25 protein-coding genes and 2 pseudogenes are annotated in these 23,989 nt (G+C 50.3%); 14 read left to right on the top strand and 13 right to left on the bottom strand.

What is annotated here, in order from left to right; all coding sequences use genetic code 11:
* Positions 1-317 precede the first annotated feature (317 nt).
* From DWZ56_RS07260 to DWZ56_RS07250, 3 genes are read left to right on the top strand one after another with little or no spacing between them, the layout of a single operon-like run.
* A complete protein-coding gene (locus tag DWZ56_RS07260; RefSeq protein WP_118555725.1) occupies positions 318-1,154 on the top strand; it encodes a 5'-methylthioadenosine/S-adenosylhomocysteine nucleosidase family protein in 837 nt (278 codons plus the stop codon).
* Positions 1,126-2,145, top strand: coding sequence for an SPL family radical SAM protein (locus DWZ56_RS07255; RefSeq protein ID WP_118555724.1), 1,020 nt, complete (start codon positions 1,126-1,128; stop codon positions 2,143-2,145). The genes DWZ56_RS07260 and DWZ56_RS07255 overlap by 29 nt, the downstream gene beginning before the upstream one ends.
* Positions 2,146-2,149: 4 nt before the next feature.
* Positions 2,150-2,860 carry an SDR family NAD(P)-dependent oxidoreductase gene (locus tag DWZ56_RS07250; protein ID WP_118555723.1) on the top strand — a complete coding sequence of 237 codons (711 nt, stop codon included), beginning with the start codon at positions 2,150-2,152 and terminating at the stop codon, positions 2,858-2,860.
* Positions 2,861-2,887: 27 nt separating this feature from the next.
* Here the strand turns inward: DWZ56_RS07250 and DWZ56_RS07245 are convergent, their stop codons facing one another.
* The 3 genes from DWZ56_RS07245 to vanR form a co-directional block, all read right to left on the bottom strand.
* Entirely contained in the window at positions 2,888-3,505 is a 618-nt protein-coding gene (locus tag DWZ56_RS07245; RefSeq protein ID WP_118555722.1) for an ECF transporter S component, read from the bottom strand.
* Between the two features lie 160 nt (positions 3,506-3,665).
* Positions 3,666-4,808 carry a sensor histidine kinase gene (locus DWZ56_RS07240; protein WP_199679558.1) on the bottom strand — a complete coding sequence of 381 codons (1,143 nt, stop codon included), beginning with the start codon at positions 4,806-4,808 and terminating at the stop codon, positions 3,666-3,668.
* Between the two features lie 35 nt (positions 4,809-4,843).
* Complete coding sequence (gene vanR / locus DWZ56_RS07235) at positions 4,844-5,545, bottom strand: VanR-ABDEGLN family response regulator transcription factor (RefSeq protein WP_118555924.1); 702 nt, start codon at positions 5,543-5,545, stop codon at positions 4,844-4,846.
* A gap of 225 nt (positions 5,546-5,770) precedes the next feature.
* Between vanR and DWZ56_RS23755 the strand changes: the two genes are divergently transcribed.
* From DWZ56_RS23755 to DWZ56_RS07220, 3 genes are all read left to right on the top strand, one after another.
* A complete protein-coding gene (locus DWZ56_RS23755; RefSeq protein ID WP_118555720.1) occupies positions 5,771-5,974 on the top strand; it encodes a heavy metal-binding domain-containing protein in 204 nt (67 codons plus the stop codon).
* Between the two features lie 364 nt (positions 5,975-6,338).
* Positions 6,339-6,734 carry a DUF6465 family protein gene (locus tag DWZ56_RS07225; RefSeq protein WP_118555719.1) on the top strand — a complete coding sequence of 132 codons (396 nt, stop codon included), beginning with the start codon at positions 6,339-6,341 and terminating at the stop codon, positions 6,732-6,734.
* 133 nt (positions 6,735-6,867) lie between these two features.
* A complete protein-coding gene (locus tag DWZ56_RS07220) occupies positions 6,868-7,194 on the top strand; it encodes an SCP2 sterol-binding domain-containing protein (protein ID WP_118555718.1) in 327 nt (108 codons plus the stop codon).
* Positions 7,195-7,392: 198 nt separating this feature from the next.
* Here DWZ56_RS07220 and DWZ56_RS23750 read toward each other — a convergent pair whose 3' ends face one another.
* On the bottom strand, positions 7,393-7,569 hold the full coding sequence (locus DWZ56_RS23750; protein WP_442911439.1) for a methyltransferase domain-containing protein: 177 nt from the start codon (positions 7,567-7,569) through the stop codon (positions 7,393-7,395).
* Positions 7,570-7,903: 334 nt separating this feature from the next.
* Between DWZ56_RS23750 and vanW the strand changes: the two genes are divergently transcribed.
* The 4 genes and pseudogenes from vanW (at position 7,904) to vanT (ending at position 11,722) form a co-directional block, all read left to right on the top strand.
* Complete coding sequence (gene vanW / locus DWZ56_RS07210; protein ID WP_118555716.1) at positions 7,904-8,737, top strand: glycopeptide resistance accessory protein VanW; 834 nt, start codon at positions 7,904-7,906, stop codon at positions 8,735-8,737.
* A 47-nt stretch (positions 8,738-8,784) separates the two neighbouring features.
* Positions 8,785-9,861: a D-alanine--D-serine ligase VanG gene (gene vanG, locus DWZ56_RS07205; protein ID WP_118555715.1), complete on the top strand. Its 1,077-nt coding sequence runs from the start codon at positions 8,785-8,787 to the stop codon at positions 9,859-9,861.
* A gap of 50 nt (positions 9,862-9,911) precedes the next feature.
* Positions 9,912-10,475, top strand: a pseudogene (locus DWZ56_RS07200) (M15 family metallopeptidase); the annotation flags it as partial.
* 35 nt (positions 10,476-10,510) lie between these two features.
* The gene (gene vanT, locus DWZ56_RS07195; RefSeq protein ID WP_158584489.1) at positions 10,511-11,722 is read left to right on the top strand and encodes a serine racemase VanT catalytic subunit; all 1,212 of its coding nucleotides are present in this window, start codon (positions 10,511-10,513) and stop codon (positions 11,720-11,722) included.
* Here vanT and DWZ56_RS07190 read toward each other — a convergent pair.
* The 4 genes from DWZ56_RS07190 to DWZ56_RS07175 form a co-directional block, all read right to left on the bottom strand.
* Positions 11,655-12,548: a sensor histidine kinase gene (locus DWZ56_RS07190; RefSeq protein WP_243095118.1), complete on the bottom strand. Its 894-nt coding sequence runs from the start codon at positions 12,546-12,548 to the stop codon at positions 11,655-11,657. The genes vanT and DWZ56_RS07190 overlap by 68 nt on opposite strands.
* A gap of 11 nt (positions 12,549-12,559) precedes the next feature.
* Positions 12,560-13,321, bottom strand: a complete 762-nt coding sequence (locus DWZ56_RS07185) for an ABC transporter permease (protein ID WP_118555712.1) — start codon at positions 13,319-13,321, stop codon at positions 12,560-12,562.
* Positions 13,315-14,235 carry an ABC transporter ATP-binding protein gene (locus tag DWZ56_RS07180; RefSeq protein ID WP_118555711.1) on the bottom strand — a complete coding sequence of 307 codons (921 nt, stop codon included), beginning with the start codon at positions 14,233-14,235 and terminating at the stop codon, positions 13,315-13,317. The genes DWZ56_RS07185 and DWZ56_RS07180 overlap by 7 nt, the downstream gene beginning before the upstream one ends.
* Before the next feature lie 239 nt (positions 14,236-14,474).
* On the bottom strand, positions 14,475-15,170 hold the full coding sequence (locus DWZ56_RS07175; protein WP_118555710.1) for a response regulator transcription factor: 696 nt from the start codon (positions 15,168-15,170) through the stop codon (positions 14,475-14,477).
* Positions 15,171-15,324: 154 nt separating this feature from the next.
* On the opposite strand from DWZ56_RS07175, the pseudogene DWZ56_RS23745 reads away from it, so the two are divergent.
* Positions 15,325-15,540, top strand: a pseudogene (locus DWZ56_RS23745) (nitroreductase family protein); the annotation flags it as partial.
* A gap of 16 nt (positions 15,541-15,556) precedes the next feature.
* Positions 15,557-15,811, top strand: coding sequence for an ArsR/SmtB family transcription factor (locus tag DWZ56_RS07165; protein ID WP_118555709.1), 255 nt, complete (start codon positions 15,557-15,559; stop codon positions 15,809-15,811).
* Positions 15,812-15,888: 77 nt separating this feature from the next.
* Here the strand turns inward: DWZ56_RS07165 and DWZ56_RS07160 are convergent, their stop codons facing one another.
* From DWZ56_RS07160 to rbr, 3 genes are all read right to left on the bottom strand, one after another.
* On the bottom strand, positions 15,889-16,122 hold the full coding sequence (locus DWZ56_RS07160) for a hypothetical protein (RefSeq protein WP_118555708.1): 234 nt from the start codon (positions 16,120-16,122) through the stop codon (positions 15,889-15,891).
* A 76-nt stretch (positions 16,123-16,198) separates the two neighbouring features.
* Positions 16,199-18,493 (bottom strand): type I pullulanase, encoded by a 2,295-nt coding sequence (pulA, locus tag DWZ56_RS07155; RefSeq protein ID WP_118555707.1) that lies wholly within the window; start codon positions 18,491-18,493, stop codon positions 16,199-16,201.
* Positions 18,494-18,720: 227 nt separating this feature from the next.
* Positions 18,721-19,311 carry a rubrerythrin gene (gene rbr, locus DWZ56_RS07150; protein WP_118555706.1) on the bottom strand — a complete coding sequence of 197 codons (591 nt, stop codon included), beginning with the start codon at positions 19,309-19,311 and terminating at the stop codon, positions 18,721-18,723.
* Between the two features lie 250 nt (positions 19,312-19,561).
* Here rbr and DWZ56_RS07145 point away from each other — a divergent pair, with 250 nt between their 5' ends.
* Both DWZ56_RS07145 and DWZ56_RS07140 read left to right on the top strand, forming a co-directional pair.
* Positions 19,562-19,792: a hypothetical protein gene (locus DWZ56_RS07145; RefSeq protein WP_118555705.1), complete on the top strand. Its 231-nt coding sequence runs from the start codon at positions 19,562-19,564 to the stop codon at positions 19,790-19,792.
* Positions 19,793-19,812: 20 nt separating this feature from the next.
* Positions 19,813-20,217, top strand: a complete 405-nt coding sequence (locus tag DWZ56_RS07140; protein WP_118555704.1) for a DUF2085 domain-containing protein — start codon at positions 19,813-19,815, stop codon at positions 20,215-20,217.
* A 5-nt stretch (positions 20,218-20,222) separates the two neighbouring features.
* Here the strand turns inward: DWZ56_RS07140 and DWZ56_RS07135 are convergent, their stop codons facing one another.
* Both DWZ56_RS07135 and DWZ56_RS07130 read right to left on the bottom strand, forming a co-directional pair.
* Positions 20,223-22,985 carry an N-6 DNA methylase gene (locus tag DWZ56_RS07135; protein ID WP_118555703.1) on the bottom strand — a complete coding sequence of 921 codons (2,763 nt, stop codon included), beginning with the start codon at positions 22,983-22,985 and terminating at the stop codon, positions 20,223-20,225.
* 20 nt (positions 22,986-23,005) lie between these two features.
* Positions 23,006-23,902, bottom strand: a complete 897-nt coding sequence (locus DWZ56_RS07130) for a DNA-methyltransferase (protein ID WP_118555702.1) — start codon at positions 23,900-23,902, stop codon at positions 23,006-23,008.
* Positions 23,903-23,989 lie beyond the last annotated feature (87 nt).

Raw genomic sequence — 23,989 nt, 5'->3', positions numbered from 1 at the left:
TTACTGTTCACACGCTGCCGATAAAGCAGCGTATGAGAGGGCAGGGTATGGTCCTCATAGGGATCCCTTGAAGCCCGCCGGTACTTATTGCTGTGTATTTTACAGTATTAGTACCGCTGCGCGCTTCACGGAGCGAGAGCGGGTCCCAATGAGGACCGTACCCTGCCCTCTCATACGCGGGAATTTTTCGGTAACTGTGAACAGCAACAAATTCATAACAGAAATTCAGGTTGTATTGACAAGCCTTTCCTGCGGCACTAAACTGTTTATAAGCTCCCGCACCGCGGGCAAATAAACTTTTGGAAGGAATAACGTTCATGGTCTATATTACCGCAGCCCTGTACTGCGAAGCGATGCCCTTTATCCGGCAGCTCGGCTTAAAAAAAGTGACTGCCGAAACAAAATACCAGCTTTTCACCAATGAGCAGTTCCTGCTGATGGTCACCGGAAGCGGCCCTGTGGCTGCTGCAGGAGCTGTAAGCAGGCTTTTTACGCAATACCCTCCGTCGGATTCCGATCTTCTGATTAATTTTGGAATCTGCGCTTCATCAGACAGCGGTGTCCGATATGGCACGCTGTTTTACTGCAACAGGATAAACGATGCGGCCGCCGGCAGGACCTATTATCCAGATATGCTCTGGAAACATCCTTTTACGGAAGGCACAGTCACCACGTTTGGCAGTCCCGTAAAGTATGACGGTCTCCCACGCGACGGTTCTCTTGCGGACATGGAAGCGGCGGCCGTTTATCAGATCGGCAGCCTCTATCTGCATCCGCATCAGATGGCCTTTTTCAAGGCGGTCTCCGATCACGGAGCCGATTCGGACAGGCTTACGCCGCAGGCGGTATCGGATCTGCTCATGCCGCATGTAAAGCCGGTGACGGACTGGGCGGCCGCAGCTGCCTCGTGCCTGCCTGCTCCCTGTATTTTCAGCGGCCAGGACCGGGCTCTGACGGAGGATACGGCGGATAAGCTTTTCCTGTCTGCAGCCATGAAACATCAGCTGTTTTCGCTGCTTTATTATTACAAGCTGGCACATGGGGAGATCGGCGGCCTTCTCTCGGAATTCTGGGCGGACACCGACGCCGGCAAAATCAACTGCCGCAAGAAAGGAAAAAAATATTTTGAACAGCTTAAGCAGAGGATTATTTAATCCATATTTTTCTCACATATATATTGAAGAGGCGCTGGCAGGAAAAGAGGAGACAGAGGAGGTGCTGCGGCATTTCCCCCATGCGGTAAAGGTTAAGATCTCCCATTATAAGGATGTCTTCTGCCGCAGCCGGCAGGACTGCGCCCTTCAGAAGCAGTCTCCCAGTCTGATTCTGGCCGCCAAACAGGAGCATCTGATCTATCCCGGAGCGCCTGTCTGCCAGGATTTCGGCAACCGGCACTTTTACTATACCTCCTGCGTGATGAACTGCGTCTACGACTGTGAGTACTGTTATCTGCAGGGAATGTATCCTTCCTCTCATATGGTGGTATTTTTAAACCTGGAGGATGTGTTCGTTCAAACAGAGATTCTACTTAAGGATCATCCGGTCTATCTGTGCATCTCCTATGATACGGATCTGCTGGCCCTGGAACCGGTGTTTGGCTGTGTGCGGCGGTGGATCTCTTTTGCGGCCGCCCATCCTTCACTCACCATCGAAATACGCACCAAAAGCGCAGGGTTTCATTACATCGGGGATCTCGCTCCCCTCCAGAATGTGATCTTTGCCTGGACGCTTTCGCCGGAAGAGGTCTGCCAGGCCTTTGAGCGGCACACGCCGTCTCTGCATGCCAGGCTGGCATCCGCAGCGGCTGCCGCAGACAGAGGCTGGCCTATCCGCCTGTGCTTTGATCCTCTGCTGTATATAAAGGACTGGAAAAGGCTCTATCAGGAACTGGTCTCCACCGTCTTTCAGACGCTCTCTCCGGACAGCATAAAGGATGCCAGCATCGGTGTTTTCCGTGTATCCTCTGAGTATTTAAAGCGTATGAAGCAGAGAAGGCCCGTCTCCGTGCTGCTCCACTACCCTTATGAAAATGAAAACGGGGTCTGTTATTACGGCAAAGAGCGCACTGAGGAACTCACCCGGGAAATGCAACGCCTTCTGTTAGCATACCTTCCGGAAGAAAAATTATTTATATGGAGGTCTTAATCTTATGAAAACCGCAGTTGTAACCGGAGCTTCCTCCGGCATCGGTAAAGAAATCTGCCGGATGTTAAACGGCCACGGCATACGCGTATACGGCATTGGCCGAACCTTCTGTGAAGATCAAGCCGCACAGACCCCCCTGTTTATTCCCATAATCTGCGATCTTTCCGACACGGCAGCACTGACCGGCCTTATACGCCGTATCCTGTCGGAAACACCGGTGGATATACTGATCAACAATGCAGGAACCGCCTATTACGGCCCCCATGAGGAGCTGAATCCACAGAAGATCCATGAAATGGTGGCGGTCAATCTGGAAGCGCCGCTGATCCTGACCCAGCTGCTGCTTAGAAGCCTGAAGGCACAGCAGGGCGCAGTCATCAATATCTCTTCCGTCACTGCCAAACACAGCGGCAACACTCACGGGTGCGCTTACGGCGCTACCAAAGCGGGACTTTCCAGCTTTACTGCCAGCCTGTTTGAAGAGGTGCGCAAATATGGAGTGAGGGTTGTCGCCATCCATCCGGATATGACCCGGACCGGCCTGTACCGGAACGCGGACTTTTGCTGCGCGGAGGATCAAGAATGCGCTCTGTCCCCAAAAACCGTCGCCCGTGCGGTGGAGACCGCGCTGTTTGCGGACAGCGGATGCGTGATCACGGATATCACGCTGCAGCCTCAGAAGCGAAAAATTCTCCGAAAAGCAAAAGAAAAATAAGCGGGCATCACTGCCCGCTTAACCTGACTACCAATCGTATTGATTTCTCATATAGCTCATAACGCCGCTGCAGACTGCGCTGCTGATCACCACGGCACATATGATTTCCAGGATACCGTTAATCTGCACCACGGCTCCGATCACCGCGCTAAACACCGTCCCGGCATTCATCTCCGGAAAAAACATAAAATACAGGCAGCCCAGCACGCCTGCTGTATGTAGCAGAGATGCAACTGCTGCTGAAATGCCGATCACAACCGGCCTGTTTTTTATTTTTTTATGAAGCAGACGGTATAAAAGAGCGGGTATCACGCCCAATAGTACCCTCGGCACCACGCTCATCACGATGGACTGTAACGGAAGTCCGCTCGCAAAGGGCGAGAACATCAAATCCACCGGCGTTACACCGCGGAAGGTAGCGTTTAGCATGCTCAAGACGCCAAAAATCAGCCCCAAAATGCCTCCGTAATAAGGCCCCATCAGTATAGAACCGATGATGACGGGTATATGCAGTATGGTGATAGAAATCACGCCATAATTGATAAACCCGATGTTAAAGATTGTCAGTACCATCAGCAATGCGGTCAGCAAAGCCAGTTCCGTCAGCTGTACGGTCTTGCGGTTAAGTTTACCTGCTTTATTCATTTTTTCTCCTCCTGCTACTGTTCTTTTTACGGTCCCTGTACAGGGTACAGAAAGCCGCGTTTAAGATACAATGCACTTTACGGCGCTATTATATAATGAATAAAAGCAAAAATCAAGCCGGAAAAGAACTTTCGGGCACTTTTGTCGCAGCCGTTGCAGTTTAAAGCGGCAGCACCACCTTAAACTCTGTGACTTCATCCGCACTGTCCACGCTGATCGTGCCGCCATGGGCTTTCACAATCTCTTTGGCGATCGCAAGGCCAAGGCCCGAGCCTCCGGTATGGCTGGAGCGGGTCTCATCCAGGCGGTAAAATTTCTCAAAAACGGTTTCCAGCTTCCCGGCCGGTATCGTCTTTCCCCTGTTGCGAAAGAGAATACACGCATTTTCCTGATACCGCTTGGCCTCAATCTCGATCGTGGTGTCAGGATAGCTGTACGCAGCGGCATTCTTTAATATATTGTTGAATACACGGGCAATTTTGTCAGGATCGGCGTTAATCTTCAGGTCCTCGTCCGCCGACACGCTGACCTGTTTTCCCTGGGGCGTCAGCATCGGATAAAATTCATCCGCCATCTGCAGCAACATATAGGGGAGGTTGATCTCTTCCTTATCCAGCAATATGGTCTGCAGGTTAAACCTGGTGATATCAAAGAATTCGTTGATCAGCTGCTCCAGACGGCAGGCTTTGTCCAACGTGATGCTCATATATTTCTTGCGCTGTTCTTCCGGCATATCATAAGCCTCTTCCATCAGGCTTAGATAGCCGATCACCGACGTCAGCGGCGTCTTGATATCATGAGCCAGATAAACCACCAGATCGTTCTTTCTCTGCTCCGCCTCCTTCGCGTCAAACGCCCTTTTTTCCAGCGTCTGACGGATCGTATTCAACTGCTTTTCCATAAATTCCAGCTCCGGGCTTAGCTGAATAGGGCCTGCATTTTCCGACAGCAGCTGCTCCACCCCATCCCCGACCTCATTAAAATATCTTGTAAAACGGGACAAAGCCTGATAGCAAATGATCAGCATGAGCAGAAGAAATAATGAAGCCATCCAGAATATCTTATTATCCCGGAACAAAAACCAGTAAATTCTGTGCGCAGTATCATCACTCATTTGAAATACTGTCCTGCAGATCCGGATAAATCCGTCCGCAAAAGGAGCCTGGAAAATGCCGTCCACGAATACATACATGACCACCGCGCAGGCCACTATGGAGAGGAGCAGCACCAGCAGCATCCATACGACCAGCTTCCTCTTCAGTTTACCGTAATTCTTTTTCAAATTGCCCTCATTTCCGCGCATCCGTCCGCGCAAAAATTATTATGCCGGCAGTTCATCTACCCGATCTTATATCCAACTCCCCATACAGTTTTTATATACTTGGGATGTTCGGCCGAATCCTTCATCTTCTCCCTCAAATGCCGGATATGCACCATGACCGTATTGTTGCTGCTGGAAAAATATTTCTCGCCCCAAACCTCATAAAACAGCTTCTCAGAGCTCACCACATGACCTCGGTTCTCACAGAGGCACCACAGGATGGAGAATTCGGTGGGTGTTAGGGAAACCGGCCGCTCATTCAGCGTGCATTCGTGTGTGTCCTTATTCAATACCAGTCCTGAAAAAGCGATGACCTGCTCCTCTTCCTCCTCCGCTTCGCTGTTTTGGTTATACAGTCGGAAGCGCCTAAGCTGGGCCTTTACCCGGGCCACCATCTCCAGCGGGCGAAAGGGCTTTGTGATATAGTCATCCGCCCCTAAAGTCAGGCCGGTGATCTTATCGATTTCCTCCTCCCGGGCCGTCAGCATGATGACCGGAAATGTGTGTTTCTCCCGTATTTTTCGAAGCAGCGCAAAACCGTCCATGCCGGGCATCATCACATCCAGTATGGCCAGGTCCAGCTTTGTCTCGCTGATACACTGCCAGGCATCGCTGCCATTATAATATTTATATACGGTGAAACCTTCATTTTTTAGATATACTTCTATCAAATCGGCAATCTCCTGCTCATCGTCTACAACCAGAATCGTTGCATTCATGACCGTTCCCCTTTCCAGCCTGACAATATCCGAATGCCACATAATGCGCACGCGCCAAGCCTTTAAAATACATAGCACAATGTTCATATTATAACAGATAACTGCAGCCGATTCCTAGCTTTTATCATAAAATTTCTTAAAAAAAGATTAAGGCAGCATACTACCTAAGCAAACAAATATATGCTATGATACAGAAGCACCGCTTCATTATATCCCAAAACAGGAATTGCAAACATATCGAACATCCGCGGTACAGAATCCAAAAGTCTGCGTAAAAAGTTGAAATCTGCTAAGGATGCCGCCATGAATGACCTAAAATTACAGGCATATGAATTGGGAGTAAACGCGATCATTGGTCTGGATCTAGACTATACAATGTTTGGAGATACGATTGTGGGTGTCATTATAAGCGGTACTGCAAATAATTAATCTACTATTCACAAAACTTTCACACCCTCTCCACATTTCGGTCATAATTCTGGGGTATTATATAACCATACAAAACAGAAATGTTTTGTACATTCTTTTTCATATCTTATCCCCCTTTTTTAAAGGAGCCTTCCCCGGGCTCCTTTTTTACGTATCTAATAGTAAAAAAAATCCTTTCAATCAGCATTTGTGTCAAATTCAGCACTTGATTTTTGTACAATTTGCTATTATAATGAACTGCGGAGTAAATTATTACCTGTGAATCCCTGGAGACAGTTAAGCGCTTTTTATTATTGACCACCAATCCGTAACAGGGACATACGATGCGCAGTAAAATGCGTGCAAATAGGGAGGAATCAACATAATGGCAACGAAAACGAAAACAACCGATACGAAAGTGAATACCGCAGCGGAAATGAATACGGCAGATACAACGGCGGCCGCAAAAACCGTTAAACCCGCCGCTGAAAAGAAAACAAAAGCCGCCGCTGCTAAAAAAGAGGCTAAGGCACCTGCCAAAAAGCCCGCGGTAAAAGCCGATGCCCCGGTAAAAGAAGCCGTAAAAGAATCTGTATACCTGCAGTATAACGGCATAGAAGCAGAGACGCAGGAACTGACTGAAAGGGCCAAACAGCACTGGGCAGATGCAGGCAATGATTTAAAGGATATGAAATCAATTGCTATCTATGTCAATGCCAATGAGATGATGGTGTATTATGTGGTGAATGATACGGAAAAGGGACAGTTTTCTCTGGCATAACTCATTTCCACGGAACCTGACATGACGGAATTTGCCGTATCATGTCAGGTTTTTTTTATTGTATTTTTCTTCATTTATCTATACAATAAAGATAGAGAGATATACCTCGCGAAAAAGGAAGGGTGGGTTGCTTATGAAGTTTGCAGATTTTTTTCACCAGCTAAGGGAGCAGTATCTTACCACAGATGTCAGGAACATGAATGACCGCCTGGCCATCCAGATCAATCTCATAGGCACAGAGGAAGAGACCGGTACGTTTTACGTGGAAATCAAGGACGGACATCTGGCCATCGAGCCATACGATTATTATGACCGGGATGCCTCCATCACGATCAGCATGTCAGACTTTCAGCAAGTGCTTTCTCATAAGCTGGATCCCCTGCAAGCCTATACCACAGGCAGAATGACTGTCTTTGGCAATGTGGAAAAAGTGATGGAGCTGCGCAGTATCTTTTACTGATTATTGACATAAAAACATACATAAGGGGCTGGGTGACCCCGCTTTTAGGGTTCCTCCCCCAGAATAAGCATATCCCACAAAGTTCCGTGCTGTTTTCAACACGATTCTCTGCGGGATATGCCTGTTTTTTCTTTTGGCTGCCTTTATTTTTCCAAAAACACCAGTCCATGAAGCCCATACCCCAGCAGATATTTATCTTCACATGTCTGAAAATGCAGCTCCGTCTAGATGATAAAAAGCTCCCATGCAGAGAACTACGTCAAAATATCCCTCCTCATAACCTCTTATGTCGCAGATATCTCCCACAAAAATATCCTGCAAATGCGGTTCACCGGCCTGTTTTTGCCGCATCAGCCCGACATTATGCGGTACGATATCGCCGGCGGATACACATTATAGTAGCCGATTAAGTCTTCCTGCATTCTTTATCCCCTCCCAGCCCCAATTCCGTCAGGCGTCTTCCTGTATTCCGAATCCAAGGGCAGACACATTAATGCTTTAAACGATTCTAACATATGAGATATTTTTAGTAAAGTCTGTATTACCGCAAGCTTCTCTGTTACACAGAAAAAAATCATCACTTCTTCACATTTTCTTAAGGTCTTACTAAGCTCCCTTTAAAGCACTTCTACTTAATCTTCCTTATAATGCAGTTAAAGAAATGAAACAGGAGGAACGCGGATAAGAACCGCGCTTTAAGAAGGAGATTATGAGCAGAAAAAGAGTCACCGAACTATTCCCATTTTTACTTCCGCTTCGCGTGCGTCAAAAAGTCTTCTGTTATTACGCAAAGATGCGTTTTGACTCCAATACCTACGCCCAGGCTATCCAAAAAGAAGAGCTTCCCAACCAGGTCTGCCAGGTCCGATCGCTGCTGCGCAATGAAGAAACCGGATTTGACATGGTTTATCAGGAAAATAAAATTCATAACTTAAAGCTGGCGGCCCAGACCGTAGAGCACCTGCTGATTCATCCCGGCGAGACCTTTTCCTTCTGGCAGAGGGTCCGCCACGCAGAAGATCACGATTCCTACAGAGACGGCCTGGTGATCATAGACGGCCGCCTCACCACGATTCCCGGAGGCGGCATGTGCCAGCTTTCCAATCTTCTGTTTGAACTGTTTTTGCAGACCCCTCTGACCATTACGGAACGGACAGGGCATAAAAAGCGTGAATTTCCTTCCCAGGATGACACCGTGATCGGAGCAGACGCCACAGTTCATGAAGGATGGCTGGATCTGAAGGTCAGAAATTATACGGAATATACATTCCAGATCGCAATCTCCTTTGATCATGAGTTTGTTACGGGCAGGATTCTGTCCTCTAAGCCGCTGCCCTTCCGCTACCGTGTTGTCAATCAAAACCTGCGCTATTACAGAAAAGACGGATGTATATACGAGGAAACGGATGTATGCCGCCAGGCATTTACCAAGGAGGATTCCTCCGAAGACAGCGGCGGACATCCGGCAGAAGAAACCGTACTTTTTACCAACCTGTGCCAGATCTGCTATCCCCTTCCTTCTAACATACCTGTGGAGGAATAATCTGTATCAGAAAGATCGTCAGCATTCATAAATATTGGAGGAAAATCATGAATCCCATTCAAACCATAGAAAACAAAAAGAAAGTCGCCGTGCTCTTCGGCGGCTGTTCCACTGAGTATGAAATTTCCCTGCAATCAGCCTATGCCGTGCTCTGCAGCATAGACCGTGAGCGCTACAAGGTCTATCCTGTGGGAATCACCCGGGACGGCAAATGGTATCTCTATCATGGGCCTGCCGCAAAGCTTGCCGACAACACCTGGGAGCAGGATGAAACCTGTGTCCCCTGCATACTTTCCCCGGACAGAAGCGTTCACGGCCTTACGGTTCTATCCTCAAATAAATGTCTGTCCATCCGCATTGACGCTGTTTTTCCGGTGCTTCACGGGAAAAACGGAGAGGACGGCACTGTGCAGGGCCTAGCGGAGCTGGCCGGCATCCCGGTAATCGGCTGCGGCACGCTGGCCTCCGCGCTCTGTATGGATAAGGATCTGGCCCACACGGTGGCCAGGGCCGCCGGCATTGACGTACCCGAGTCCTTTGTACTGCATGACAGAACGGATATGGCGGATGCCCTGTCCTGGGCTGCCGGCCGTAAGCTGCCTCTGTTCGTTAAGCCGTCCCGTTCCGGCTCTTCCATCGGTATCACCCGTATTGCCGATATCTCCGATCTGGAGGGAGCGGTTGATCTGGCGTTTTCTTATGACAGCAAGGTGCTCATAGAGGAAGGGATCGACGGGAATGAAGTCGGATGCGCCGTCATGGGCGATCAGGAGCTGATCCTGGGAGAAACGGACGAGATCGAGCTTCATGACAACATCTTCTTCGGGTTTGAGGAAAAATACCACACCCAGACTGCCGTCACCCATATGCCCGGCAGATACTCCCGTGAAACCGCAGAACGGATACGCAGAACCGCCGCTATTGTATACCGCGCGCTGGACTGTTCCGGTTTTGCCCGTGTGGATCTGTTTTTGACTCAGCAGGGCCGCATTGTTTTTAATGAGGTCAATACCATCCCAGGTTTTACCGCCCACAGCAGATTTCCCGGCATGATGAAGGGGATCGGCCTATCCTTTGACGGAATCATCGAAAAGCTGATCGCTGCAGCCGTATCCGGTACTTGAAAACCACCGTTAAGCAGGATCAACCACCATGTGAAAGTGAGGAAACTCTTATGAAATATACCTGTACCAACCATCTGCTGCTTGTTAACCGTCATCACCCCCTGCCGGAAAGCTGTACTGCCCCGGATCTGGCTGTGATCTCTCCTGAATTTCCTTCCATACAGATACAGTCTGAAGCGGCAGTCATGCTGACCGACCTTCTGCGCACTTTGCATGCCGAAGACAGGATCGTGCCTGTCAGCGGTTACCGGACAATGGAGGAGCAGAAGCAGATTTTCTCCGATTCTCTCAGGGAAAACGGTGAGGAATTCACCTATCAGTATGTGGCGGTGCCAGGCTGCAGTGAGCATCAGACCGGTCTTGCCATCGATCTGGGCGAAAAGCGGGAGGAAATCGACTTCATCCGGCCTGATTTTCCCTACACCGGAATCTGTCAGACCTTTCGTGAGCTAGCGCCTCAATACGGTTTTGTGGAACGTTATCCAAAAGGGAAGGAAGAGGTGACCGGCATCGCGTGGGAACCCTGGCATTTCCGTTATGTGGGATGTCCCCATGCACAGATCATGACGGAACACGGATGGGTGCTGGAAGAATATCTGGATTATCTGAAAGAAATGCAGCTGTCAGAAGAAAGCGGGGAAGAGGAACAATGAATCAGACGGGAAAGAATAGTATTTACAGTCAGAAATGTACAAACAGGGCATGGATTGAGCTTAATATGGCAAATCTGAAGAAAAATATCCTCTCCATACAGAAACTTCTCCCCCCAGGCTGTGAAATCATGGCAGTTTTAAAAGATAACGCTTACGGCCACGGCGATACTGCCATCGCGGCGGCCTGTTCCGCTTTTGGCATCCGCAGCTTTGCTGCGGCCACCCTGTCTGAGGGCATCCGCCTGCGTGAAAGCGGCGTCACCGGAGAGATCCTCATACTTGGTTTTACGCCACCCGAAGATGCCCATGAGCTCTACTGCTACCGACTGACCCAGACGGTTGTGGATGCGGACTACGCAAAAGAATTGGACGCATACGGACTTGAGATACCGGTACATGTGAAGATAGATACAGGCATGCACCGCATCGGTGAGGATTACCGCAATCTTTCCAAGCTGATTGAAATTTACTCCCTGAAACATCTGAAGGTGACAGGAACCTATACCCATCTCTGCACCTCTGACTGCCTGGATGAAGCGTGCCAGATATATGCGGGCACGCAGATCGATCATTTTTATCAGGCGGTGGACGGCATACGCCGAGCCGGTTTTCGGACCGGCAGGATCCATATCCAGAGCAGCTACGGCATCCTGAACTATCCTTCGCTGAAGTGCGATTATGTCAGAGCGGGCATCCTGCTCTACGGAGCTCACACTGTGGGCAATCCCACCCGTCGCACCATGGAACTCGCGCCTGTGCTGTCCTTAAGATCACGCATCGTCTCTCTGAAAACGCTGGCGCCCGGAGAAAGCGCTGGCTATGGCTGCACCTATACAGCCCCTGATACAGGCGCCGTGCTGGCCACGGCGACCATCGGCTATGGAGACGGGCTGCCCCGAAATCTTTCCTGCGGCCAGGGCTTCGCCCTGGTCCGCGGGGTGCGGGTGCCGATCGTGAGCCGCATCTGCATGGACTCTCTGACGCTGGATGTAAGCGCGGTGCCTCAAGCAGCGGCTGGGGATATCGCCACATTCATCGGAAAAGACGGTCCGGATGAGATAACCGCCCTGGAGCTGTCCACCGCGGCATGCACCATCGCGCCGGAACTATTAGGGCGGCTGGGGCCCCGTCTGGAACGGATTATCCTTTCAGCAGATTCACCCACGTTATGTGGATGCAGAACCTGTCTTCTTCCAGCCCGGCCGTGATTTGTCCGCCAAGACCTTCCACCAGCTTTTTCACAATGGTCAGGCCCAGCCCCGTGTTCTGCCCGGTGCGCATCCTGTCCGATGTGAAAAAGCGGTCAAATATATGCTCCATATCCTCCGGAGCGATTTCATCCGTATCATTCTCCACCGCAGTCACAATCCGGTGATCCGTCATCTTCTGGCTCACCCGGATCCTGCTTCTGCCATGTCGAAACGCATTCTGAAACAGATTTGTAAAGATTCTGGTCACGGCATTGCGGTCAGCTATGACCGGAGGAAGGTTCTCCTCCAGATCCAGCTCCATCTCAATCCCTTTACCCGTGATATCCTGATAAAAAGCCACAAGTACATTGCACAGAATCGTATGCAGGGAAACAGGCTCCAGCTGAAAATCCAGCTCATTGGCTTCCAGCCTGGACAGATCGTAAAAACTGGTGATCAAGGTCTGGAGCGTCTGGGCCTTGCTCTCGATAATATCAACATATTCCATCTTTTCTTCCGCCGTCACGCGGTCGTCCCTAAGAAGCTGTGTATAGCCAATAATGGAAGTCAGCGGCGTGCGCAGATCATGGGAGATATTGGCGATCTGCTTCCTCAAATCCCTCTCCTTCGCTTCATACGCAATGGCCTGCTGCTGTTTTTGCTCCAACAGGCCGTTGATTTCGCACAGCAGTGTTTCCACACTCCCGTCCGGGGAGTGCAGCTTCAGACGCTGGTTTGAATCCTGCGCATTCAACTCCTTCAATTCTTTAATCGCATGCCGTATATTCATCCTGCTTTTCACATACAGAAACAAGAGGGCCGCCGCCAGACATTCCGTTACCATTCCATCACATCCTATTTAATTTCTTTTCTGCTGAAAACCAGCGCACCGATCACCGTATACATCACCACAGCCGCCAGTCCGGTGATCCAGCAGTCCGCCATCAAACTGCCGCTCACCAAAGAAGCGTTGGATACCAGGTTGATTTTAGTCACCACCATCAAATTCTTGATCTCACCGAATATGGGGTATAAAGGACTTATATAGCCAAAAATCATAGGCAGCACCATCGCAACTCCCAGAAAGGCAAACGCCGCGGCTGTATTTTTGAGCAGGAACAGCATCATGGTTCCCATGGCGACCCCGCCCATCCACAGGGGGATAAATGCAAGCAGTTTCGGCAGCATCGTATTCAGAAGATGACCGGAAAATTCTGCATCGGATCCAAATACCAGCAGTGCCGTCACGACGGTCACTGCCACAGTGACCGTCATCACCAGCACACCGGCCATAAGGCCGCTGATCAGTTTGCCCAGATAGATTTTTACACGGCTGATGCCGTAAGAGACTGTATTTTTCAGCGTCTGATGCTTATATTCATCGGAAAATATCATATCGGCTACAATCATGGTCAGATAGTATCCCATCGACAGGCCCGTGGTTACAATTGACAGCAAAAAGGTGCCCATATAATCCGTCATATCATACATTACATCTTCATTTACTTTAAGAAACACCGATGCCAGAATGACAAGCGCACAGAGACATCCTGTGGTTATATATAAATATTTTCTGTGGAACGTTCTGAACCACTCACTTTTCATATAGTTTAACATATTTCTCCTCCAATCAGTTTCACAAAGTAATCCTCCAGGTTTGCCTTCACTTCCTGTATGGATTCCACCCCGACTCCGTTTTCCACAAGGCACTTGCTGATTGAAGAAGAAGTGCCCTCATAATGATAGATCCGAATGGTGCTGTGCGGCAGCACCTCATAAGTGCTGCAGTGAAGTTTTCCTTCCAGAACCTGACTGGCTCTGGGCGCATCCTCCACAACGATTTCTATATAATCCTTACACTTTGAAGTCAGTTCTTCCGCCGAAATCTGCTCTACCACCCTGCCCTTATGAATAAAGCCATAGCAGGTAGCCAGGTTTGACAGTTCGCTTAGGATATGGCTGGAGATCAATATGGTGATTCCGCGTTCTTTATTCAGTTTGATGAGGAGATTTCTCACCATGACAATTCCAAGCGGGTCCAACCCGTTGATCGGCTCATCCAGGATCAGAAAATCCGGATGGTTCATGACCGCCAAAGCCAGCCCCAGTCTCTGCTTCATGCCCAGAGAATAATTTTTAAATTTCTTTCGTCCCGTATCCTGCAGATCCACAATTTCAAGTACTTCATCCACCGCCTGGCGGCCGGCAATACCTCTCTGGATCCTGTAGTACTCCAGATTGTCCCTGCCGGACAGATAGGGGTAAAAACTGGGTGTTTCCACAACAGCGCTGGTCCTCTTTCTGGCCCGGTTAAGATCTCTTAGACCGGACGCGCCGAAAAGCTTAAGTTCTCCCTCGGTTGGAAGGGCCTGGCCGGTCACCATCCGCATCAGCGTGGTTTTTCCGGCCCCGTTATTGCCCACCAGACCGTAAATCGCGCCTTTTTCCACCCTGATATCAGCCCTGGAAAGCGCCTCTGCGCTGCCGTACCTCTTCGTCAGCCCGTTTGTCTCCAAAACGTATTCTTTCATATGTTTTCTTGCGGCTGCTCCCTCCCGCGGTCTGCCAATTTAAATCCCGCCGTCAGGCCGCAGCCTGCCCTCCTTTCTTATATCACCAGCTGAAGGCTGATGACCTGCGCACACTTCCGTGTACTTTCTTTTTTTAGCTGTTATCCGCAAAAGCTGATGCCCTTGCCTTATGAGATAAGAATATCAGGCAAATACCAATATGTACTTAAGAAAATTTAAAGAAAGTTTAAAGACAGAGCCTACTGCTCCGCCATCTTAAAGCCAATTCCCCACACTGTTTTTATATATTCCGTGTCTTTATCGATTCTGGCAAGCTTGGCGCGGAGATTGCTGATATGTACATTTACCGTGTTGTCCTCCACATATACCGAATCCTCCCACACCTGCTGGTAGATATTCTCTCTGGTAAATACGGTTTTCGGATGCTTCATCAGCAATGCCAGGATCTGAAATTCTCTCTGTGTGAGGGACAGTGGCCGCCCTTTTAAGCTGGCTTCCATCGACTGTTCGTTTACTTCCAGATCCTTATAGTGCAGTCTGCTGCCCTCTTCCTTGCCCGTAAACTTCATATACCTGCGCAGCTGCGCCTCCACTCTTGCGGCCACTTCGCCAGTTTCGAAGGGTTTCGTGATATAATCATCCGCTCCCAGCTTCAACAGGCTGATCTTGTCTTCCAGAGCCGTTCTGGCCGAAATCACAATCACAGGCATCGTCTTATCCTTTCGTATCTCTGCAATCAGCTCTTCACCTGTGAGGCCGGGCAGCATCAGATCCAGAAGCACCAGCGCATACTCCTCCTGCACCAGGCACATTCTCGCCTCGCTTCCGGAATAGGCGCTGTGGGTCCGGTATCCTTCCCGTTTTAGTATGCGGGCCAGCAGCGCATTGATCTGCACATCATCTTCCACAATCAGTATCTTCTCATCACATTCCATACTCTTCCTCACTTTTCACGTCCGGATCTTCGTTCCTACGCTCTACCGGTTATTATATATGAGCGCAGGTGAGTCCGCAAGCCCTCGCTTCTTTCATACTGTGATTTTCCGGGAGACTGCAGGAGGATTGTTAAAAACGGCCGAACGGTAACGAAATACAGCAAAAAATACGCAGGATGTATCGTTTGTTGTACTGAATCAACAGAAAAACAGTATTGAAAAAATGGCGGTCAGTCTGTTTCGAAATATAAAGCCCCTGGCAGATTTATTCAGCCCGATGGCAAAAAATAACCAGATAGACGATCACTTTTTCTTTTTTAATGCTCCCATCGCGATTGTAATCTTGGCGAAGGACAGGACAAACGGTATTTAGAGAGGGGATCGGAATGGCAAAAGAATGTGTGGAGACAATACAAAAAATCATCGACGGATTTCGGGAATGCAGAAATGCATTTACCGCCATTGGCGATGAAACAAGGCCTTCTGTTTCCCATCATCTAAAAATTCTGAAAGAATCCGGAATCGTTGCAATGCGGCAGGAAGGCACTAAAAATTTTTGTTATTTGAGCGCGGACAAAACACAGTGGAAAGAAATTGCCAGTTTGACTGATCTTATTTATAAAAGTATTCAGCATATCTGAATTCCATACGCTGCGAGACGTGCTTATAAGGACAGGTGGCGCTGCTCTCTGTATTCGAGAACAGCGCCACAGCTTTTTTATATCATACCCGGCTCCGGATTTCGCTGCTGTATCATTTTTTCAAGTTCCTCCACCGACAGCCCGCTGGCCTGCATCAGCTGGTAGAGCTCTTTCATCTCATTCTCGGCCTTGACCTTCAGTATTTCTTCCCTGTCTTTTTTTAGTGCATCCAGCCTTGCCTGCACTTTGGCAATCTGCTGATCCACTGTCCGGATCTGTTCTTCCAATGACTTTTTCTGTCCCCTGGCCATAGCATCCTCCTGTTTTTTTTGAATTGATGTAGTAAATATACTATATTATAGGACGAGCAATGGATTTTTATTCCATTTATTTCTGATTCTTCAGCAAATCATCATACGACGACGCTTCTACGGCCACCACCGCGCTGATTGGAGGTACAGGAATATACAGATCCTGGGTACGCCTTAATTCAGTAAAACCGGCAGTTCTGCCCTCCGCTATGACTACCCAGCGGTCCTTCTCCTCTCCGACCGCCAGACTGGCCGGCTGCCGGCCCGCATTCATCGCGACTGCCAGCTTTCTCCATTCTCCTGCCGCACTGTTGGTCAGAGTAAATGCAAGATGCGTCCCTGTGTCGGCGTGCTCATAATAATGCAGATTTGCAGTCTCTGCGGAAACCGATAGGCCGTCCCGCAGGTATTCCGTGTAAAATCCGTGAAATGCCCTGCGTATGGCGAGCAGCGTTTTATAGTATTTTGCGACCTCATGATAGGCCTCCAGCCGCCTCCAATCCAGACGGTTGATCTCATCCGGTAGATTATAGCTGTTGGACTGTCCGCGCTTAGTTCTGGCGAATTCCTGTCCTGCCTGCAAAAATAAGGTGCCGTGGGAAAACAGAAGCACGGCCGCTGCCATACAGTATTCGGATATCAAATCCTCATCCTTTGTGTCAAAATCCGCATTTTCTCCCTTTCCGTCCGCCTCTCCCACCAGTTTATCCCACAGCGTCAGGTTGTCGTGAGATGCGAGATAGGTGACCACCTTCTTTGAGGAATCGGCCCATCTCGGCCCCCACTGTCCGCCCTCATCCCCCACCGATGCCTCCATGCCCCCGACCAGCATTTCTGTGACGCCGCGACCGTTTACAAATCCCCGGCTGCCGTCAAATTCATGCCGTCCTGCCACGGCATCCCTTATGGCATCATTAAACATGGCAATTTCTGTTAAACGAGCAATATTGTGTTTGCCGGCCGCTTCGGATTCCGGAATGCCCGGCGCTCCTCCCGCCCATCCTTCGCCATATAACAGGATCCCCGGCCGAATCGCATCCATGCGCGCTCTGATCCGGTTCATCGTCTCCACATCGTGCAGCTTCATCAAATCAAACCGGAATCCGTCGATATGGTACTGCTTTGCCCAATAGGCCAGGGAGTCCAGCATATATCGTCTGAACATCGGCCGTTCGCTGGCCGTTTCGTTGCCGCATCCGCTGCCGTTGGAGTACCTTCCCGAAGGCTTGCGGTCCGGGCCCGTCTTGCGGAAATAATAATCCGGCACGCATTTCTGAAAGCAGGAATTATCCGCATCATAGACATGATTGTATACCACATCCATCACCACGGACAGGCCCGCCCGGTGCATCGCCGCCACCATCTGCTTAAATTCCCGTATCCTGACGCTCCCGTCAAAGGGGTCCGTGGAATAAGACCCCTCAGGCACATTAAAGTTCTGCGGATCATACCCCCAATTATATGCGCTGTGCCCGCCGTTTTTTGATGCCGCCTCATCTACGGACGCGAAATCAAACACCGGCTGCAGATGGACGTGGGTCACGCCCAGTTCACGGATATGGCGAAGCCCCGAAGGAGTCTTTCCCAGCCCGTCCACCGTCGTATCCTCCTCCGTAAAGGCCAGGTATCTGCCGCGTTTATCCTCGCTTATGCCGGAGGACGGATCGACGGAAAAATCGCGCACATGTACTTCCCAAATCACCGGATCCAAACAGGGAGCAGGGCTTTTATCGTCCTCCCAGCCCGGCGGGTCCGTCCGTTTCAAGTCGACCACCATGCTTCGGTTCCCGTTTACGCCTGCGGCGCGGGCGTAAGGATCCGCAGTTTCCCGCTCCCCCCAGGCATTTATGATGCTGTATGTATAATAGATTCCATGGAGATCCCCATACACCCTAAGAAACCAGACACCTCTGTCTTTTTTCTGCATTTCCATCCGGGCAGGCGGCAAATTGCCCTTTTCACCGCCGTCTTTATACAGGTTCAGGATGACTTTCCCGGCGACCGGGGACCACAGCGCAAAATCCGTATGCCATCCGCTGTACTCCGCTCCCAGCATGCCCTCATAGGTAAAGCTATCGGCAAATTCATCCGTCTGATAAAACCATGTGAGGTCTATGGGACATACGGCTTCTTCCCATCTTATACGGTATGCCGCAGAAGCAATCTCTTTAACACTCACAGCATCTGCCAGCTGAATCCTGCAGCCGTCCTCACCGCAGAGGAACCGGCCGTCCAGGCGTACTTTCCTTTCCCCCTGCCAGGATTCCCGATACACATCGGGGACCGAATCGCGAAAGTCACCCTGCGCCTCAATACAAACGGTTCGTTCATCTTCATAGTAAGCTCTGCACACCCTTCGCTCACCGTTCACACACTTTATGCCTCCCAGAATCCTTTACTATTATCTATGAACAATTCCGTCACGGTATGCTACTGAATGCCCTGCCGCCGTAATCCTCATTACTGTCTGTTCACGGCTGCCGATAAAGCAGCGTAAGACAGGCCATATTCTGGCCTGTCTTACGCTGGAATTTTACAGCTGCCGTAAACGGAACAAATCCGCTTTTGTCGCGCATACATTTCCGAATTTTATGTCTGTCAGTCCTCAAAAGGGGAGAGTTCCAGACGGATGAAATATCCCTGGTCATGGCTGCAGACAGGGCACTGCTTGGGAGCCTGTGTGCCTGTATATACATATCCGCAGTTTAAACAGATCCATCCGGTCTCCACATTGGATACAAACAGTTTGTTCTGCTCCAACAGATCTGCAAATCTGCCGAAACGGTCGCCATGGACTTTCTCAATACCTGCAATCATATGGAAGGAGGCCGCAATCTTTGGGAATCCCTCTTCCTGCGCTTTATCCCCGAAAGCCTTATAGACGGGATCATGTTCTTCGTACTCGTTATGCTGGGCATAGCGCAGCAGCTGTGTCACATTATCCGCGATATCCACCGGATATCCTCCGTCAATCATGATGGTCTCTCCCGCCATCTCTTTCAGATGATTGTAGAAAATCTCCGCATGCTCCTTCTCCTGGCCGGCCGTATACTTAAATACCTGCTCGATCACATACAGCTTTTCCTTTTTGGCCTGGGATGCTGCAAATGTATAGCGGTTACGGGCCTGGCTCTCGCCTGCGAATGCCCTCATCAGGTTTGTCTTTGTCTCGCTGTTTTTAAAATCCATTTCATGCCTCCTGTTCTGTCTCTGAACTATCTTTATCCTTACCATTTTTTACAGCGGCTATTCAGTATTTCCCGACAATTTTTCATACAGCTGACATATTTCTTAGACGTTTCTTTCAATATGCTCCGGCAGCTTTACATGGGAGGAAATCTATAGTATTATTACACCAATCAAAGACAAGCAATAGCACACAGAACGTGTACACGGTCATCAACCTGAGGTTGGTGATATAAAAAAAGGAGGCGGTTCTATGATATGTCCCAAATGCGGCAGCAACAATGTCCTTTCCAAGGCTGTTTCAGAAACCACAACGGAAGGAAAAACCAAGGGTTTCGGCTGTATAAAAGCCTGTCTTGGATATCTGATTTTCAGTATTCCCGGCATCCTGTGCGGACTTTGCGGTATGGGCAAGGGAAGGACAAGAACAACCACTACCACAAAGGTAGTCAATATCTGTCAGAATTGCGGACATCATTTTTAGAATGTCAGGAGGTGTGCAGGATGAATGAACGGCTGGCCGCAGTTATCACCGCTTTTAAACGCAGTTTCCTGCAAAAGCTGCTGGAATCCGTCCGGATACTCGGCAACCACAGCGGATGCCATCAGATGCCGGAACGCAGCTTTTTCTATCATGGCAAGCAGTTTCCGGTCTGTGCGCGGTGCACCGGAGTCACCCTGGGGCAGGCCGGCGCACTCCTGGCCGCCGCGTTTAAAATCCCGGTTTCGTTCGGGCTTTCCGTATTTCTCTTAGCAGTCATGGGCGCCGACTGGTGTCTGCAGGCGTTTCGGATCCGTGAATCCACAAACCCCCGCAGATTCATCACCGGTATCTGCGGGGGCTTCGGTTTGTTTTCACTCTATCGGATTGCTGCGGCTAAAGCGCTCGCTTTTCTCCGCAGCTTATGAAACCGCTATCTGTCTGAATTGACCGTCAAACGGGTTTTCTGCATGGAAAGCAGAGAATCCCGGATCTGTTCGTAGCAATCCGCTCTGCCATAAGCTTTCAGTACGAGGCGGTCGAAGCGCTCCCGCACCGGATCGTTCAGCTCCTTTTGAGCATCCATCACCCCTCTTTTCTCCACCTCTTCAAAGGCAGCCAGGATCTCCTCCTTCTGTCCCTCATCCAAAAGATCCGGATCCAGCATATAGATTCTGCGGAAATTGGAGCTGCTGGCATCCAGCACGCCCAGGCCTCTGCCAAATCCCACCGCCTCTATGGCAAACATCCCATAAACCGTATTCAGCAGGGCATGTATCCACCGAAGTTCACTTAAATCCCTTTTCATCAGCAGCCTCGTAAAGCGCTGATCCACAAAGGAGGGTTCCTCAAACCGCGCCACAAACAGGCGCTTATTCGGATTTAAGGCCGTAACCATATCCGCCTTGGCCCCGCTGTCCATCTCATACCACCGGGCATTGGGCTTTTTAAGCGCCTGGGGCGTGGGTACCCCCACCTCGTTGGTGGTGTTCTCAAACTTCTTGATCCACATCAGCGCGCCCAGATCGCCTCTTTTTGCCAGCTCCTCTTCAGACCGGCAGCAGCAGAAGGCCTGGCGGTCCGGCAGGGCTATATAATCTTTCAGATTGCGCGGAGATTTTAACACCGGCCGGATATATTCCGGCTCAATCGTATGTCCCTCTTCCGGATAAAACAGCTCGTTCTTTCCGCGCCGCTCTCCCCGCTTCACTTCCATCACATCCGTGACCGGCACCAAAACCGCCTTCATCTTTTCCAGCCACTCGATGCCATGAAACAGCGCATTCAGCGATATGCCCATTAAGACAGCCTGGCGGATCTCCTCCAGGCGCCATCCCTTCAGCCGAAGCTTTTCATCATCGGTTTCCTGCCTTAAGACAATCTTTGCAATCAGCTCCTGTGCTGTCTCTGCTTTACACTGTGGGCTGCAGATATCCTCCCGAAGGAGACAGAAATCCACCTTCTCCTCAGGATCCGGCTCTCCCGGAGCCTTCTTTTCCATCACCAGCACAGTGGTTACCACATCGGCATTGTGAAACCAGCGCCCGCTGCCGCTTAGCACCACGCTGCGGATATGATAGTAAAAGGTCAGGGCTTCAAAAAAACGGATACCCGAAGCTGTACCCAGCCAGGAATTGGACAAAACCACGCCCAGCCTTCCGCCGTCCTTTAAAAGCCGGTGCAGAGCAAAGGGAATATATGTATAGAGATCCCCCTTTTCATTCAGCGTGACGCCGGAGACAGATTTTACCTCGCTCACAACATTTTTTCTGTTTTGCCGCTCCTCCGCGTCCACCGTGTTGGCGGATACGAACGGCAGATTGGATACGACCGCATCCAGAGCAGGCAGGCTGACGGAAAGATCGCTGCCGTCTAAGGGATTTTTTATCAGAATCTCTTCTCCCGTCCTTAAGTCAAATACATTCTCCCGGAACAGCCGGATCGGTATATTGAGGGCTCTGATATCGGTGAGACCGATATTGGAAATCTGCAGGGGATAAGAATCCTTATCGGATATCCAGGTTGTCCCATAGGCAGCGGCAGCATCGATTCCGCGCCTCTGCTTCTGGTTTAGCAGCGCACGCGCGATGGTGCCGGTGCCGGAGCAGGTATCCATGCAGTGGCCGGTCCAGTCCTCCACCGATATCTGACACAGAAACTCAGCCAGCGGCGGCGGCGTGGTAAACTGACCCCGAATCTCTCTGCGGGACATCAGCACCGTATCCTCCAGCACATGCTGCAGATCGGCCTGTTCGATCCCAGCGATGCCGTTGCCGGTCAGAAAGCTGTTTAACTCCAGTAAATCCTGCCATGCCTCCTCCGGCAGCATCCCATCATAGGGAATGGAGTGGAACACATTGCAGAAATCGCCCCGGGCCATGATATCCTCAAACACTTCATTGGCCATGGCCGGCGTGCAGCCTTCCGTAATTTCCTCAACCCTTCTGGCACAGCTGTGGTATTTCTTTATAATATGGGCAAAGAGGAGGCGGTTGTTCCAGCTAAGCAGTACCGTCTTTGCATAAGCCGAATACATATCGCTCTCCTCTTTCATGTATTCCAGCTTTACCGAGCTCCACCAGCTCTTAAGCCACTGTTCCATCCGCATGCTGCAGAGGCTCCCCTTCTCCAATGCCCGGGCCGTCATCTCCCGGTTCCGTTCGATCAGGCCGGCGAGCAGCCGGTCGGTAAGGGAGGACAATAAAGACGCCGTGCGGATCCTGCCGGTGACAAAGTATTCGTTGATCTCCAGTATCACCTCGCGGATGACCCGCATCCATTCCGCCTTATGAATACCGATCTGAGACCGATCCCGGATATGGGAGGTTTCAGTCCAGGAACGGACCCGTTCAAAGCTTCCGTTTTCTCCCTTAACATAAAAATCTCCCTGGGTGAAATTCCAGAGAAAAAAGCTGTTCAGATTCAGCGCTTCCGCCTTTCTTTTGGCGTCATTTATAAATACCGTATCGGTAATGGGGGTATCCGGGCACTTCAGTTCCCATCCCTGCAGGATCTGGGTCTGTCCCTCATCCGCATACAGCAGCACATCCGGAAACATGCTGGTGCGGTTGACGGACAGGGTGCTCTCCCCGCCCGCCCGCTTCACCTTAAGATCCAGGCCGTTTAACATCAGATTGATCTCACTGATCAGCTCAATGGCCCAGCTGCGTTCATTTCTCCTGACGATGGTGGGCATCCGCTTCGCTCCTTTCCGAATCACTGCTTCTTTTGTGATCTTCGGCTTCCCCGCGCCGAATCGGCGGCCGCTTCAAATTCCGCGATCAGATTTTCCTTCGCCACATGTCTTTTCGTCTTTTTATCCAGTGACAGATACGCCTGATTCAGGCGTTCACGCGCCACCTGTATGTAGTCGATCTCTTCGCGCTTAAAAAGCGCCACATTTTCATTTTTCTCAATACCGATGAAATTACGGCCTTCCATCAGTGCAGCCACGAGAAAGGAACCGCTGCCAAAGGTATTGTCCAGCACGATATCCCCGGGGTTCGTATAGGTGCGCACCATGTAGCGGCCAAGTTCCACCGGTTTTTGTGTCGGATGAAGCACAGGCCCCTCGCACTCCGCGGTCTTTACATAGATGATGTCCGTGGGGTATCTCTCCCCTTCGCTGGATACGCGGGCAGGGGAAAAATCCCCGTAATTGCCGCAGAGCTGGTCCTTGCGCACGCCCTTGTCATAAGGCTCGCCCTGGGTCATCTGCGGATGGTAGACCGGCTGCCTCTTATAGAAGACGCAGATATCCTCATGCTTTCTAAGAGGCTGCTTCTTTGCATTCAGAAAATTGGTGGGCTTGGACTTCTCCCACACCCATTTATACTTATACAGCTTTGGCTGGCTTAGCATCAGCCTGGCCGTAAAAATCCCGTTGGAGGTCAGTACAATCGCTCCGTTCGGCTTGATGATCCTGGTATATTCCTTCCACAGGGCCTCCAGCGGAATATAACAGTCCCACTGATTCTGAGTCATGCCGTAGGGAAGATCGCAGAGGATCATATCCACCGCACCGTCCGGAATCAGCTTCATATATTCCAGGCAGTCGCCTTCAAATAATTTATTTATAATATCTTTCAGTTCTTCCTTGGGGAGTGCTGACATGTGGGGTGCCTCTTTCTCATGTAATATGCGCGATATAATGTCTGCCGACATTATATCATGCCGGCAATCCGGCATGCCCCTCCGGGG

It is taken from the genome of Lachnotalea sp. AF33-28 (assembly GCF_003477885.1).
Taxonomy (GTDB): domain Bacteria; phylum Bacillota; class Clostridia; order Lachnospirales; family Lachnospiraceae; genus AF33-28.
Note: the sequence above shows the minus strand (reverse complement) of the source record. Positions and strands in the feature narration are given on the sequence as shown.

Excerpts from the sequence above, each read along its gene's own strand:
- DWZ56_RS07260 (WP_118555725.1), top strand. The coding sequence starts at position 318 with ATGGTCTATATTACCGCAGCCCTGTACTGCGAAGCGATGCCCTTTATC.
- DWZ56_RS07250 (WP_118555723.1), top strand. The coding sequence starts at position 2,150 with ATGAAAACCGCAGTTGTAACCGGAGCTTCCTCCGGCATCGGTAAAGAA.
- DWZ56_RS07245 (WP_118555722.1), bottom strand. The coding sequence starts at position 3,505 with ATGAATAAAGCAGGTAAACTTAACCGCAAGACCGTACAGCTGACGGAA.
- DWZ56_RS07240 (WP_199679558.1), bottom strand. The coding sequence starts at position 4,808 with ATGCGCGGAAATGAGGGCAATTTGAAAAAGAATTACGGTAAACTGAAG.
- vanR (WP_118555924.1), bottom strand. The coding sequence starts at position 5,545 with ATGAATGCAACGATTCTGGTTGTAGACGATGAGCAGGAGATTGCCGAT.
- DWZ56_RS07225 (WP_118555719.1), top strand. The coding sequence starts at position 6,339 with ATGGCAACGAAAACGAAAACAACCGATACGAAAGTGAATACCGCAGCG.
- DWZ56_RS07220 (WP_118555718.1), top strand. The coding sequence starts at position 6,868 with ATGAAGTTTGCAGATTTTTTTCACCAGCTAAGGGAGCAGTATCTTACC.
- vanW (WP_118555716.1), top strand. The coding sequence starts at position 7,904 with ATGAGCAGAAAAAGAGTCACCGAACTATTCCCATTTTTACTTCCGCTT.
- vanG (WP_118555715.1), top strand. The coding sequence starts at position 8,785 with ATGAATCCCATTCAAACCATAGAAAACAAAAAGAAAGTCGCCGTGCTC.
- vanT (WP_158584489.1), top strand. The coding sequence starts at position 10,511 with ATGAATCAGACGGGAAAGAATAGTATTTACAGTCAGAAATGTACAAAC.
- DWZ56_RS07190 (WP_243095118.1), bottom strand. The coding sequence starts at position 12,548 with ATGGTAACGGAATGTCTGGCGGCGGCCCTCTTGTTTCTGTATGTGAAA.
- DWZ56_RS07185 (WP_118555712.1), bottom strand. The coding sequence starts at position 13,321 with ATGTTAAACTATATGAAAAGTGAGTGGTTCAGAACGTTCCACAGAAAA.
- DWZ56_RS07180 (WP_118555711.1), bottom strand. The coding sequence starts at position 14,235 with ATGAAAGAATACGTTTTGGAGACAAACGGGCTGACGAAGAGGTACGGC.
- DWZ56_RS07175 (WP_118555710.1), bottom strand. The coding sequence starts at position 15,170 with ATGGAATGTGATGAGAAGATACTGATTGTGGAAGATGATGTGCAGATC.
- DWZ56_RS07165 (WP_118555709.1), top strand. The coding sequence starts at position 15,557 with ATGGCAAAAGAATGTGTGGAGACAATACAAAAAATCATCGACGGATTT.
- DWZ56_RS07160 (WP_118555708.1), bottom strand. The coding sequence starts at position 16,122 with ATGGCCAGGGGACAGAAAAAGTCATTGGAAGAACAGATCCGGACAGTG.
- rbr (WP_118555706.1), bottom strand. The coding sequence starts at position 19,311 with ATGGATTTTAAAAACAGCGAGACAAAGACAAACCTGATGAGGGCATTC.
- DWZ56_RS07145 (WP_118555705.1), top strand. The coding sequence starts at position 19,562 with ATGATATGTCCCAAATGCGGCAGCAACAATGTCCTTTCCAAGGCTGTT.
- DWZ56_RS07140 (WP_118555704.1), top strand. The coding sequence starts at position 19,813 with ATGAATGAACGGCTGGCCGCAGTTATCACCGCTTTTAAACGCAGTTTC.
- DWZ56_RS07135 (WP_118555703.1), bottom strand. The coding sequence starts at position 22,985 with ATGCCCACCATCGTCAGGAGAAATGAACGCAGCTGGGCCATTGAGCTG.
- DWZ56_RS07130 (WP_118555702.1), bottom strand. The coding sequence starts at position 23,902 with ATGTCAGCACTCCCCAAGGAAGAACTGAAAGATATTATAAATAAATTA.